The sequence below is a fragment of the Gardnerella sp. DNF01180P genome, assembly GCF_049244205.1.
Lineage (GTDB): Bacteria > Actinomycetota > Actinomycetes > Actinomycetales > Bifidobacteriaceae > Bifidobacterium > Bifidobacterium swidsinskii.
Genome location: NZ_CP058386.1, coordinates 472,311 through 485,456 on the forward strand (window position 1 = coordinate 472,311; position 13,146 = coordinate 485,456).

Annotated in this window: 8 protein-coding genes; 7 read left to right on the forward strand and 1 reads right to left on the reverse strand. The window is 44.1% G+C overall.

Annotated elements, in window-relative coordinates; translation table 11 throughout:
• Nucleotides 1-20: 20 nt before the first annotated feature.
• From ftsH to HXT40_RS01785, 5 genes are all read left to right on the forward strand, one after another.
• Complete coding sequence (gene ftsH, locus HXT40_RS01765) at nucleotides 21-2,330, forward strand: ATP-dependent zinc metalloprotease FtsH (RefSeq protein ID WP_116431567.1); 2,310 nt, start codon at nucleotides 21-23, stop codon at nucleotides 2,328-2,330.
• A 271-nt stretch (nucleotides 2,331-2,601) separates the two neighbouring features.
• On the forward strand, nucleotides 2,602-3,837 hold the full coding sequence (locus HXT40_RS01770; protein WP_102703220.1) for a dihydroneopterin aldolase: 1,236 nt from the start codon (nucleotides 2,602-2,604) through the stop codon (nucleotides 3,835-3,837).
• A complete protein-coding gene (locus HXT40_RS01775) occupies nucleotides 3,837-4,337 on the forward strand; it encodes a DUF3180 domain-containing protein (protein ID WP_102703219.1) in 501 nt (166 codons plus the stop codon). The genes HXT40_RS01770 and HXT40_RS01775 overlap by 1 nt, the downstream gene beginning before the upstream one ends.
• A 138-nt stretch (nucleotides 4,338-4,475) precedes the next feature.
• Nucleotides 4,476-6,152, forward strand: a complete 1,677-nt coding sequence (gene ettA / locus HXT40_RS01780) for an energy-dependent translational throttle protein EttA (protein WP_004118724.1) — start codon at nucleotides 4,476-4,478, stop codon at nucleotides 6,150-6,152.
• A 295-nt stretch (nucleotides 6,153-6,447) separates the two neighbouring features.
• Nucleotides 6,448-8,271: a DEAD/DEAH box helicase gene (locus HXT40_RS01785; protein ID WP_421777331.1), complete on the forward strand. Its 1,824-nt coding sequence runs from the start codon at nucleotides 6,448-6,450 to the stop codon at nucleotides 8,269-8,271.
• Nucleotides 8,272-8,651: 380 nt separating this feature from the next.
• Here the strand turns inward: HXT40_RS01785 and HXT40_RS01790 are convergent, their stop codons facing one another.
• Nucleotides 8,652-9,074, reverse strand: coding sequence for a DUF3052 domain-containing protein (locus HXT40_RS01790; RefSeq protein WP_012914411.1), 423 nt, complete (start codon nucleotides 9,072-9,074; stop codon nucleotides 8,652-8,654).
• Nucleotides 9,075-9,343: 269 nt separating this feature from the next.
• On the opposite strand from HXT40_RS01790, the gene nrdD reads away from it, so the two are divergent.
• Nucleotides 9,344-11,761 carry an anaerobic ribonucleoside-triphosphate reductase gene (gene nrdD, locus HXT40_RS01795; RefSeq protein WP_004108547.1) on the forward strand — a complete coding sequence of 806 codons (2,418 nt, stop codon included), beginning with the start codon at nucleotides 9,344-9,346 and terminating at the stop codon, nucleotides 11,759-11,761.
• A gap of 219 nt (nucleotides 11,762-11,980) precedes the next feature.
• On the forward strand, nucleotides 11,981-12,688 hold the full coding sequence (nrdG, locus tag HXT40_RS01800; protein ID WP_410310318.1) for an anaerobic ribonucleoside-triphosphate reductase activating protein: 708 nt from the start codon (nucleotides 11,981-11,983) through the stop codon (nucleotides 12,686-12,688).
• Nucleotides 12,689-13,146 lie beyond the last annotated feature (458 nt).

A 13,146-nucleotide genomic window follows, 5' to 3' on the forward strand; every position in this document is an offset into this window, starting at 1 on the left:
TTTGAAAGGAGCCTTATTACATGGGCGCTTCTCCTATGACACCGCAAGGCCCAATGGGCGGTCCTGGGCGTGGAAATAACGGGAATAATCCGTTTTTAAATCCACGTAACCCTAGGAATCAGCGAAACAACGGTCAACAGGGCAAGAATAATAAAAATAACGAGAACAACCATAACAATCGTCGTTCCTTCTGGCAGTCGCCATGGACGTGGATTGTGCTTCTTGTGTTGCTTTCAGTTGTCGGATTCCAAATGTTTGTTCATAACGGATCGCAAACTATCGATACTCAGGATGGTATTGAGTTAGTGCGATCTCATAAAGCAAGTTATGTGGAAATTATTGACAATAAACAGTTAGTTAAGCTTACGCTTGATAGTCCGTTTAAGAAGTTCGATAAACGAAGTAAGCAAAAGCGTGACTTTGGCAAGGATGTGCAATTCTACTACGCGTATGCACAAGGTAGGTCAATTGTACAAGAAGTCGAAAAGGCGAAGCCTTCTAACGGCTGGACTGCTAGCTTACAGTCATCTAGCATTATTTCGTATTTGATTACTTCGCTTGCTCCAATATTGTTCTTCCTTGGCATGATTTGGTTCATGTTTAGCAGAATAGGCGGTGCCGGTGGAAGTATGCTTGGCATGGGTGGCGGACGTGGCCGTGGCAAGTTGCTTGAAGGTCAGACTCCTAAAACTAAGTTTGCTGACGTTGCTGGCGAACAAGCTGCTGTTGAAGAAGTTGAAGAGATTAAAGACTTCTTGAAGGATCCTTCGCGCTACAAGGCTTTGGGCGCTCGCATTCCGCGCGGTGTGCTGCTTTATGGTCCTCCAGGAACTGGTAAGACTTTGTTGGCTCGTGCTATTGCAGGTGAAGCTGGTGTGCCGTTCTATGCAATGGCTGGCTCTGACTTCGTGGAAATGTTCGTAGGCTTGGGCGCGTCTCGCGTTCGTGAACTTTTTGACGAAGCTAAGAAGAATGCTCCTGCAATCATCTTTATCGATGAGATTGATGCTGTTGGTCGTCGCCGCGGAAGTGGCATGACTGGCGGTCATGATGAGCGCGAGCAGACACTTAATCAGCTGCTTGTTGAGATGGACGGCTTCGACAACGACACTAATTTGATTATTATTGCCGCAACAAACCGTCCAGATGTGCTTGATTCCGCACTTCTTCGTCCTGGTCGTTTTGACCGTCAGGTGGCTGTTGAGGCTCCTGATTTGGAAGGTCGCGAGGCAATTTTGAAGGTTCACGCTAAGGGTAAGCCTTTTGTGCCGGATGTTGATCTTCATATGGTTGCTGTGCGCACTCCTGGTTTTACTGGTGCAGACTTAGCTAACGTGCTTAACGAAGCTGCGTTGCTTTGCGCTCGATCTGGTGCTCAATATATCGATAATCGCGCTATTGATGAGGCAATTGATCGTGTTCAAGCAGGACCTCGACGTAAGTCTAAGGGTATGGCTTTGGATGAATTGCGTAACACTGCTTACCATGAGGGTGGTCATGCGCTTGTTGCTGCTGCGTTGCACCACACGGATCCTGTTACTAAAGTAACGATTTTGCCGCGAGGTCACGCACTTGGCTACACTGCTGTGATGCCAACAAGCGACCGTTACTCGCAGTCTCGCAACGAATTATTGGATCAAATGGCATATGCTATGGGCGGACGCACAGCAGAGGAAGTTGTGTTCCATGATCCAACAACTGGTGCTTCTAACGACATTGAGAAAGCTACTGCTATTGCTCGTAAGATGGTTGTTGAATATGGTTTCTCAGCGAAGCTTGGAGCTGTTAAGTGGATGGATACTGACGAAGATTCTTCCGGTTCACTCGATTCTTTGCAACCTCGTAAGTTCTCGAATCGTACTGCTGAAGTAATCGATGAAGAAGTTCATAAGCTTATCGAAACTGCTCATACTGAAGCGTGGGAGATTATTAACAATAATCGTGACGTATTAGATGAGCTGGTTCGTCAGTTGCTCGCTAAGGAAACTCTTAACGAGAAGGAACTTAAGGAAATCTTCAGTAAGATTCGTAAGGCTCCTGAGCGTACTCTTTGGCTTTCGGACGATAGAAGACCAGATTCTGATCTTCCTCCTGTTGAAATTCCAGAAAGTTTAAAGCGCAACGTTGAAGGTAAGAATGAGCAGAGTGAAGCTTCTGAACTTTCTGAATCTTCCAATAACGCAACTTCACAAAACCAGCAGTCTGATCAGATGCCTGTTGATACGTCTATTCAGACTACTGCACCTGCTCCTCGAACTGTTATTGGAACTGTTAAACCACCAGTTAATCCGTCTACTAATCAAAATGACGGCACTCAATTTGGTGCTTAATAGTGTAAATACAGTGCTAAGAAGCAGATAAAATACAATCATTAATAAACGCTGATAACAATATAATTTATTGCTGTCAGCGTTTATTTTTATTTTTCTAAGAATTTAATAATAAAAATTAGTGTTATATGCAAAAAATTACGCATGTTGATTTATATCGAGTACAATGTATCGAAATATTAATTTTGCGTATTATAGGTAAGAGTAAAAGATAAATAAACGAATAATTGGAATTTTAAATTGTTTTTATTAGAGAGTAGAAGATGAAATTATGAATACAACCATAAGTTTGAAGGGTATTCGCCCAAGCGGTGACTCAATAGTCATTGGATTATATTCTTCTATTTACATAGATGCTGTTTTAAAAGTTAATTTGAGTAATGCATTAGACGGAGATGAGACTAACGCAATAGATATTCCTCAAATTGCTGAGCGTCTTGCTTTTATGCTTAAACGTTGCGAAAAAGATAGCGAAATTGAGGAGCATCCTGCTATAGCTTTAGAACTTATTGCTAAATCTGTTTTAAATTCTGCTATGCACACTTGGCAAATTAGTGAGGCTGATATTACTGTTCATGCTGCTTTAAGAAGCGAATATTACGGCATGAAAAGCACTGTTGACGATATTTGTGTTACTTTGAATAGTGTTTCTAGAGAAGAGTTAAATTATTCGGAACGGCGTGTAATTCCTGATTCTCTTGCGCATGTTGCTGTTCGTAGTGGAAGCGTATCAGTTGACGATCTTGAGGAAGGCGAAATAGCAGATTACTATCGTTCTCTTATTGAGGAAGATAGAAAAGAAAAGCAGCGCAAAGAAGACGAGGACGCTGCTGCAGCTGCTAAAGCTGCCGTTGATATCGCAAATTCTTTCGCGGATGATTATGAAAATAATGGAGATTCAGAGTGCTCTTGTGTCGATGAATCTAAAAGTGTCAATTATGGCAGTGAGCTTGTTAAAAGAGAAACTAAGTCTCCTTTGTTCCGTATATGTCCGACTCCGTTACAGACAACTGCAGTAATTTCTATGAAGGGTGTCGCGAAACAAGACACGCGTTCTGCTATGCTGAGAATAGTTGCAATGCTTGAGCAGGATAGAGAATCTCGCGTAGATGGCGTATCGGCACTATATGTTGCCAATATGCTTGAAGGTGATTATTACGCGGCTGTATTTATTCTGTCTTCGGGCGGTGACGAGTATGAACTGCTTCGCTTGCTTCGCGCTGTTGCTACTTTGTATAAAGATAAGGTGACTGTGCGAGTGTTGGGTACGCGTTCATATGGTGCTTCTGCTGCTGATACAAGAACTGTTGATGCAGAAAAATTGCCGCAACAACTAGCGGAAATGGTGATGGTTGACCCTAAGTCGCCTGAACTTATGCCGTGGCTGCAGATAGAGTCGGATGCTGCTTTGGATGACAACTCAGTTTCGTACTCATTAGCGTTTGCTTTTGATGCTCAAACTGTTGGGGTATACTCAGAGCAATGGCTTATAGGGGATGGTTGTTAATGAAAGCGTATCGCACACCTTGGTGGTATCTGGTACTAGGGTTACTGTTTGGCTTTGTGCTGGGCGCATTTCTAGTGTCGTCAACAGAGTCTAGTGCTATGTCGTTAGCAGGAGCTCCGTGGGTTGTTGTTGCAATTATGGTGATTGCTGGCTTAATAACTTTTGTTATGGCGTTGCAAACTCATCAAAGTGTTGCTAACAAAGATAAAAATAAGAAGCCTGTAAGTTCTCAATTTGCTGTTGCAGCTCTTATGCTGTCTAAGGCATTGGGAATGGCAGGTGCTATTTTGTCTGGCTGGTACGTTGGGCAGTTGTTAATGAGTCTGCCGCACAGTGAAATAATTCTGTATAACTCTGTTGTGCGTGAATGCTCTATTGCTGGCTTGGTGTGCTTTATTGATATGGTCGTTGGGATTTTGGGCGAGTGGCTCTGCCAGATTCCGCCTGAAGATGATTCTGAGTCTGTCAATAAGTCAAATCGTACGCCAGCAACGTGCTAGTATTTGCTAGCTATTAGTTTGCGTAGTTTTATGTAAGTTGCATCTTGCTTGAATTAAGTAGGTAAAAGTACTAAACGCTTTTTACGCAAGTTGCAACAAACGCTGGAATTTCAACGTTTGTAAGGATGGTATATTACTTTGGCTGAATTTATCTATCAGATGATTAAGGCGCGTAAATCGTACGGAGATCGTGTAATTCTCGACGATGTTACTTTAAGCTTCCTTCCGGGCGCAAAAATTGGTGTTGTGGGTCCGAACGGCATGGGTAAGTCGACGCTGCTGAAAATTATGGCCGGTTTGGAAAATGTGACCAATGGTGAAGCTTCTTTGACTCCTGGCTATACGGTAGGTATTTTGCAGCAGGAACCACCTCTTGATGACACTAAGACGGTTGGCGAAAACATTAAGATGGCTTTTGGTGAGATTGCGCAAAAAGTGGCGCGTTTTAACCAAATCGGCGAAGAAATGGCTAATCCAGACGCTGATTTTGATGCGTTAATGGAAGAAATGGGTAAGCTTCAGACTGAAATTGACGCTGCAAACGGTTGGGATTTGGATTCGCAGCTTGAGCAGGCTATGGATGCTTTGCAATGCCCAGATCCGGATTCGCCTGTTTCTGTGTGCTCTGGTGGTGAAAGGCGTCGAGTTGCATTGTGTAAGCTTCTTCTTGAAGCTCCAGATTTGCTGCTTTTGGATGAGCCTACTAACCATTTGGATGCGGAATCTATTTTGTGGCTTGAACAGTTCTTGCACAAGTACGAGGGTGCTGTCATTGCTGTTACGCACGACCGCTACTTTATGGATAACGTAGCGGAGTGGATTTGCGAAGTTGACCGTGGTCAGCTTTATCCATATAAGGGAAATTACTCAACGTATTTGGAAACTAAAGCAAAGCGTATGGAAATCCAGGGTGCCAAGGATGCCAAGCTTGCTAAGCGTTTGAAGAATGAGCTTGATTGGGTGCGTAGCTCGCCGAAAGCTCGCCAAGCTAAGAACAAGGCTCGTTTGGAACGCTACGACCAAATGGAGCAAGAGGCACGTAATTCCAAGAAGCTTGACTTCTCTGAAATTCAAATTCCAGCAGGTCCACGTTTGGGCTCGCAAGTTTTGGAAGCAAAGCATATTCACAAGGCTTTTGGCGACCGTGTACTTATCGACGACTTGTCGTTTACGCTGCCTCGTAACGGTATTGTTGGCGTGATTGGTCCAAACGGCGTTGGTAAGTCTACGCTGTTCAAGACGATTGTGGGCTTGGAGCCTCTTTCTGGCGGAGAGCTTATTGTTGGCGATACTGTGAAGATTTCTTACGTGGATCAGAATCGTGCAGGATTGGATCCTAATAAGAACTTGTGGGAAGCTGTTTCCGGCGGACTTGATTTTATTGAGGTTGCAGGCGTTGAGATTCCTACTCGCGCATATGTTGCAAGCTTTGGATTTAAAGGTTCGGATCAGCAGAAGCTTACTGGTGTGCTTTCCGGCGGTGAGCGTAACCGTTTGAACTTGGCTTTGACTCTTAAGCAGGGTGGAAACTTGCTTCTTCTCGATGAGCCTACTAACGATTTGGATGTTGAGACTTTGGAAAGCTTGGAAAACGCTTTACTTGATTTCCCAGGCTGCGCTGTTGTGGTTTCGCACGATCGCTGGTTCCTCGACCGAGTTGCAACGCATATTCTTGCTTGGGAAGGCGACGACGAGAATCCTGCAAAGTGGTACTGGTTCGAAGGTAACTTCCAAGCTTACGAAGAAAATAAGATTGCGCGCTTGGGTGAGGAAGCTGCTCGTCCGCATCGCTTGCACCGTAAGCTCACTCGCTAGTTGAGTTTTGTTTTCATTTCTTGGTGGAAACATTTGCTGGTGATTTTTCCGGCGTTTGCGCGACGACCTGCTTTCGCGCTTGGAGCGTAGTGTGCGAAAGTAACTCGGAGCGTGAGCTTGCGTGGAAAGTCCAGTGGACTTTTTCCATGCAAGCTCAGAAGCGAGTGCTTATAGTGCGAGCATCTTGGCGCTTTTTGACAACATTTGCCGTGATTGTGCCAGGCGTATGCTAAGCTCGATTAGTTCACGTTTTGAAATTTAAGTTTTGAATACACATATTTTACGAAAGGCTATTGTGCCGCATACTCATCATGCTGCGTTCGCCCAAAAGCGAGGCGCGAAGAATACCAAGAACGTCAAAAATACTAGGAAATCAGCTGAAAAACGCAATCCTTTTGAATATCAGGGTAGTCATAAAAATTACGGTTCTAATCATGAGTTCAATTCGCGCAGGGAGCGCAATCGCAAAGCAGAAAAAGCTCGTCAAAAAGCGCGCGAAAAAGCTTTGCGTTATGAAGAAGTAGCTATTGCGGATGCTGAACAAGATTTTGCTAAAAATAATGTTGTTAAGCATAATATTGCTAAAAATAATGTTGTTAAAAATGATATTGCAAAATCTCATAATACAAAACAAAATTCTGCAATATCTTTGCGTCCTACTTCAAAAAAGCAAAATCAAGATTCTCATAACGCAACAATTATTCCAGACTCTGCTATTGAATCTTGTGAAAATTACCGTGACGATGTCACTTTTGCGCAACTTGGAGTCCCAGAGCCCTTGGTAGAAGTGTTGCGTGCTGATGGGAAAACTACTGCATTCCCAATTCAGCAAGCAACGCTTCCTGATTCATTACAAGGTGCAAATATCCTAGGGCGAGGTCGCACAGGAAGTGGTAAAACATTAGCATTTTCTATTCCACTTGTTGCGCGTTTAGCTGAGAATTTTGTTGATTTAATTCATTCTGATAAAAACCGTAAGTCACGCGAGTTTAGTGAAATTCCTGCTCCTAGAGCAATAATTCTTGCTCCAACTCGCGAGCTTGTGCATCAAATTGATGACGTAATAGCGCCGCTTGCTACAGCTTATGGCATGCGTACTGTGACAGTGTATGGAGGTGTGAGATACCAGCGTCAGGTATCGCAACTTAAGCAGGGTGCGCAGATTGTGCTTGCTTGCCCTGGTCGTTTGGAAGATTTGCTGCGTCAGGGAGCACTTACGCTTGAAAAAGTGATGGTTAGTGTGCTTGATGAAGCAGATGAAATGGCGGATATGGGATTCCTTCCTGCTGTTACTAGACTTCTTGAACAAGTTGCGCCAGATGGTCAACGCATGCTGTTTTCTGCAACGCTTGATAAGCAAGTTTCTACATTGGTTGAGCGTTTCCTTCCAAATGCTGTTGTTCATGCTGTGGATGATGCTGATTGCCAAGTTGACACTATGACGCATCATATTTTTGCTGTGTCTGCAGGGGATAAATACGAAGTTTTGCGAAAGCTTGCTTCTGGAAAGAAACGTTCTATATTCTTTACGCGCACGAAATATCAAGCGAAGAATATGGCGAAAAAATTTGTGCAGCAAGGTATTCCTGCAGTTGATTTGCAAGGTAATTTGTCGCAGAATCAGCGAGATCGTCATTTGGCTGTGTTCGCTGAAGGCTTGGTGCGCGTGCTGGTTGCTACGGACGTTGCTGCGCGAGGTATTGATATTAGCGACGTTGCATTAGTTGTGCAAACTGAGCCTCCTGAGGATCCTAAGTCTTTCTTGCATCGTTCGGGTCGCACTGCTCGAGCTGGTGAAGAAGGCGATGTCGTAACGCTTGTGCTTCCTAATCAGAAGCGCGCTGCTCATATGATGCTTCGTAAGGCTGGAATTCATGCGAAAGCTGAGGATGTGAGTCCTTCTTCATCGGTTCTAGATGAGATTGTTGGTGAAGCTGCCGAGCTTCAAGAAGGCTGGAGTATGCCGGAGCCGGAGCAGCAGAAGCGTAAAGGTCGCGGTCGTGGACGCGGTGGGCGCGGGCGCGTACGTGGGCAACGTGGTGAGCGCAGTGAACGTCGTTGGCACGGTAAACGTGGCGAACGCGGTAGTCGTGTTCATCGCTTCGGTCGTGAGTTTTAGAAACAAATGCTGTGTGTTTTACAGCATTTGTTTTCGTTTTCACTACTTTTGATAACATTCGCCAGTGATTTTCCGGCTTTTGTTTTCGCTTTAGTTTTCTTGTCTGTTGTGGTGCGAGGCTGTGATATTTTTCTCCTCGCGCTTTTTATTTGCGTTATTCTTGTATTTTTGTCTATTTCGCCGAATGATTATGTGTTTTCGACAGAATTGCCCTATGTTTTATATATAGCACCAACTGGTTTGGTGTTTTCGACAAAACAGCAGCAATACTACAAAAGTAAGTAGCAAGTTGGCAAGCAATAAGCAACTTAGTAATCAGTTAATCAGCCTGTTAAGCAAGTCAACAGTCGGTTGAACTAGTTAAGCCAATTAGCAAATACTTACTTAGATTGACCTTTACCAAATGCGCGCAGTTGAACGCCGTTCCAGTCAGTGCTTACGGTTAACGGAGTGGCTGCGTTCATGCCAGCTGTTTTTGCTGCAGATTGAACGGTACTAGAACTTGGGGAACCTTCGCGACCTGGTTTTGGAGTAAGAACCCACATAGGAGCGTCATTGTCAAGCATATTTGTGGCATCCATAATAGTGTCTGCGAGCTCATCTTCGTCGTCGCCGTCGCGCCACCAAATAATCACACCATCAACAGCAGCGTCGTAATCCTCATCTACCAACTCTTCGCCGGTAAGTTTCTCGATGCTTTCGCAAATTGTTTCGTCAACATCGTCATCCCAGAGCCATTGTTGGACAATGTCTCCTGGTTGGAATCCGAATTCCTGTGCATGCTGAAAAGCTATCTGTTCCACGTGATTTAATATATCAAAGCGTCACGAAGTGCGCACATTTAACGGCGTGTATTCAGTAATTTATCGTTTATCAATTACGACACACCAGGACACGCCGCAAAAATCGCGATTGTGACATAAATCACTATATATAGGTGGTTATCTTTGCGTCTTGCCCTAGATATTGTGCATGAGTTGGGTTATAGTAGAGCGAGTTGTTAGAAATAGTTCCCATGTTTGCAACGAGAGATTTTGCTAGAAGGAACAGTGTTTGAGAAAGGTCTGTACCGATGCAGGTTTTGGAAGAAACTGCTGTCACAAGCGCAGAAAATTGTACGGATGATGTAGTTGAAATTCCAGTTTCTCGCGTGCAGGTCGAAAAGCGCGATGGTCGCGTAGTTGATTTTGATCCGCTGAATATCATTATGGCAATCAAGGCTGCTTTTAAGGATTTGGGCAAGGAAGTCGGTCCGCAAGAAGAGCAGTTGATTCGTAATATTTCTGATCATATTGAGGCTGAAATTCAAGATCGTTACAATGGCCCGGCGAAGATTGAAGATATTCAGACCTTGGTTGAGCATAGTCTTATTGAAAATCACCTTTATGAGGTTGCTCGTTGCTACACGAGCTACCGACTGAACCGAGATATAGACCGCGCTAAAGCTACTGATATTAACGAGGCTGTTAACCGTCTTGTAAATCGTGATGAGTCTCTTGTTCGTGAAAACGCAAATAAGGATTCTAATGTTTATGCAACTCAGCGTGATCTTCTTGCAGGTGCTGTTTCTAAAGCTTCTGCGTTCTCTATGCTTCCTCACGCAGTTTCTAACGCTCATATGAAGGGTGATATTCACTTCCATGACGCTGATTATTCGCCATTTACTTGCATGAGCAACTGCTCGCTTCCTGATTTTGGCGATATGCTTGCTAAGGGATTTGCTCTTGGTAATGCAATGATGGATAGTCCAAAGTCTATTGGTACTGCTGCAACTCAGGTTACGCAAATTATTAAGGATATTGCTGGCGCGCAATACGGTGGTCAGACTGTTAATCGCGCTGACGAAATGCTTGAGCCTTACGCTAAGTGCGATTACGACAAGAATCTTGCTATGGCACACGCAATGATTCCTGATTCCACGCCAATTCAAGTCGCAAAAGATATGATTGACGGCTTGAAGGCTCAGGAGCCTAAGAATCTCCACTGCTTGGACAGGGATCCACTGCCTGCTGATACTCCTTTTGATAAGAATTTGGGCGAGTTGGATCAGCTCCGTGAAGTTTACGCAAAGATTATGACGCGTAAGGCGATCTACGACGCTATGCAAACAATGGAATATCAAATCAATTCTAACCGCGTTTCTAACGGTCAGACTCCGTTCGTAACTGTTGGCTTTGGCTTGGGTACTTCTTGGTTTGCTCGTGAAATTCAGCGCGCTATTTTGCTTAACCGTATTCGTGGTCTCGGCAAAGATCGTCATACTGCAATCTTCCCTAAGCTTGTGTTTACTATTAAGCACGGTGTTAACGCGGACGCTGGCGACCCGAACTACGATTTGAAGCAGCTTGCGCTTGAGTGCTCTACAAAGCGCATGTACCCAGACGTTGTGTTCTACGAGAATATTGTTAAGATTACTGGCTCCTTCAAGGCTCCTATGGGTTGCCGTTCGTTCCTTCAGGGTTGGATTGATCCAAAGACCGGCAAGGACGTTGAAGATGGCCGTATGAATCTTGGCGTTGTAACTGTTAACATGCCACGTATTGCTCTTGAATCTCACGGCGATGTGACTCGCTTCTGGAAGCTTTTCGACGAGCGTATGGAAGTAGCTCACCAAGCTTTGCGATTCCGTATTATGCGTTGCAAGCAGGCAACTCCTGTAAATGCTCCAACGCTGTTCCGTTACGGTGCTTTTGGTCGTTTGGAAGCTAACGAAAGCGTGGATCAGTTGTTCCGTAATGAGCGCGCAACTGTTTCTCTTGGCTACATTGGTTTGTACGAAACTACGGCCGTGTTCTTCGGCAAGGATTGGATGCAAGATCACAGCTGGAATGAGGAAGGCAAGGAGTTTGCGCTTTCTTTGGTTCGCCGCATGAATAAGCTTTGCCAGCAGTGGTCAAAGGCGGAAGGTTACCATTATTCCGTTTACTCAACTCCTGCTGAGTCTTTGACTGACCGCTTTAACCGCATGGATCGCCAGAAGTTCGGTCGCATTGAAGGCGTAACCGATCACGACTTCTACACTAATTCCTTCCATTACCCTGTTTGGTTGCAGCCAACTCCTATGGAGAAGCTTCGCTACGAGGTAGACTTCCCGTATCTTGCTTCCGGCGGTTTTATTAACTACTGCGAGTTCCCATGTTTGCAGGCGAATCCTAAGGCTTTGGAAGCCGTTTGGGATTACGCTTACAAGATTGGCATTGGTTACTTGGGTACGAATACGCCAATCGATCATTGCTTCGTTTGTGGTTTCCAGGGCGATTTTGAGCCGACTAAAGAAGGCTTCCGCTGCCCTGAGTGCGGAAACAGCGACCCAGATAAGTGCAATGTTACGAAGCGTACTTGCGGCTACTTGGGCAATCCTGTTCAGCGTCCAATGGTTCACGGTCGTCACGAGGAAATCGCTCACCGCGTAAAGCACATGTCTGGCGAAACTGGTCATGTGACTCTTAACAACGGTGAGTCTCGCGAATGGTATGAGGAAACAAAATAAACTTAGCTAATTAGCTATGTTGAAACTTAGTAAAATAAGTATGACTAGATAATTTAGCTAAATAAATAGCTTTTCTTGTGTTTGTTGTTTGGTGATAATCTGGCCGTTAGAAATGTATTGCGTTTTGTGATTGCACTTTCTAACGGCTGGATTTATTTTATTTTCGCAAATTTGGTTGTTTATTTTTAGTTGTTTATTTGGTTTGAAAGGGGGTTGGATATGGCTCGCATGAGTTTGCACGATTTTGCGCCTGCAGATGTGAATCGTGGACCGTGGATTCCTACCTCTCTTTCAAATAACCCTCGCGCAGGACAGTGGTCTAGTGAGCGCATGAGTCAGGGCATGGTTGCCGATTACAAGCGTTTTTTGATGACAGACGGCGAGGGAATTCGCTGCTCGCTTTACGTCTCCGGTTGCCCGTTCCATTGCGTTGAGTGCTATAACGAGTCGATTTGGGATTTTCGCGCTGGGCATCCTTATACTCAAAAGCTTGAAGATCAAATTATGGAAGATTTGGCGCAGCCTTATGTGCAAGGATTGACTTTGCTTGGCGGCGAGCCTTTGCTTAATACGGGCATTTTGCTGCCTCTTTGCAAGCGTATTAGAAAAGAGTTTGGCAATACAAAAGATATTTGGAGTTGGACTGGATACACTTGGGAAGAGCTTATGCGCCCAGGGGAGACTTTGGATAAGCTTGAGTTGCTGCAATACATTGATATTCTTGTTGACGGCCGTTATATGAAGGATTTGCATGATTCGCTTTTGCAATTCCGCGGTTCTAGTAATCAGCGAATTATCAATGTTCCAAAGTCTCTGGAAAATCCGCAAAATCCTCCTGTAATTTGGGAAAAGCTTCACGATCAGGAGCGTTTTATTCCGTCAATTTACGGCAAAGACCGTGCGCAAGGCGAAGGCGATGCTTCATAATCCTATTGAATTTGCTACTCATACGATATATTTAACAATGTTTGCGGACGATTATAAGAATGCATACATATACACATGTTAAGGTAAATATAATTAATCTCGTAACATCTGTATTGCAAACTGCTAAAAGAATTATGCTAACTATGCTCATAAATACTGTAATTAAACGATAGATAGTTTGGTATGTCTTTTCTTTGCATAAATATAAAAGATAGATTATTAATATTAATAGGACGAATGCTTGAATGGTGAGACTAGCAATATTAATACAAGTGTTATCGTCTTTTAATTCCTTCAATTGTTTAAAGAAATAAATAGCTGACGAAATATAACAAAGCAACGTTATTGGCAGTAGAACTACGTGTTTGCTGTTCATATTGTTCCTCACATAATTGTTGATATTAATAATGGAAATTCTCACTGCAAGTCGACACAAATGCCTTTCTGCTGTGTACAGT

What these genes read in the sequence shown, in the direction of transcription:
- ftsH (WP_116431567.1), top strand. Translation starts at nt 21, where the DNA reads ATGGGCGCTTCTCCTATGACACCGCAAGGCCCAATGGGCGGTCCTGGG.
- HXT40_RS01770 (WP_102703220.1), top strand. Translation starts at nt 2,602, where the DNA reads ATGAATACAACCATAAGTTTGAAGGGTATTCGCCCAAGCGGTGACTCA.
- HXT40_RS01775 (WP_102703219.1), top strand. Translation starts at nt 3,837, where the DNA reads ATGAAAGCGTATCGCACACCTTGGTGGTATCTGGTACTAGGGTTACTG.
- nrdD (WP_004108547.1), top strand. Translation starts at nt 9,344, where the DNA reads ATGCAGGTTTTGGAAGAAACTGCTGTCACAAGCGCAGAAAATTGTACG.
- nrdG (WP_410310318.1), top strand. Translation starts at nt 11,981, where the DNA reads ATGGCTCGCATGAGTTTGCACGATTTTGCGCCTGCAGATGTGAATCGT.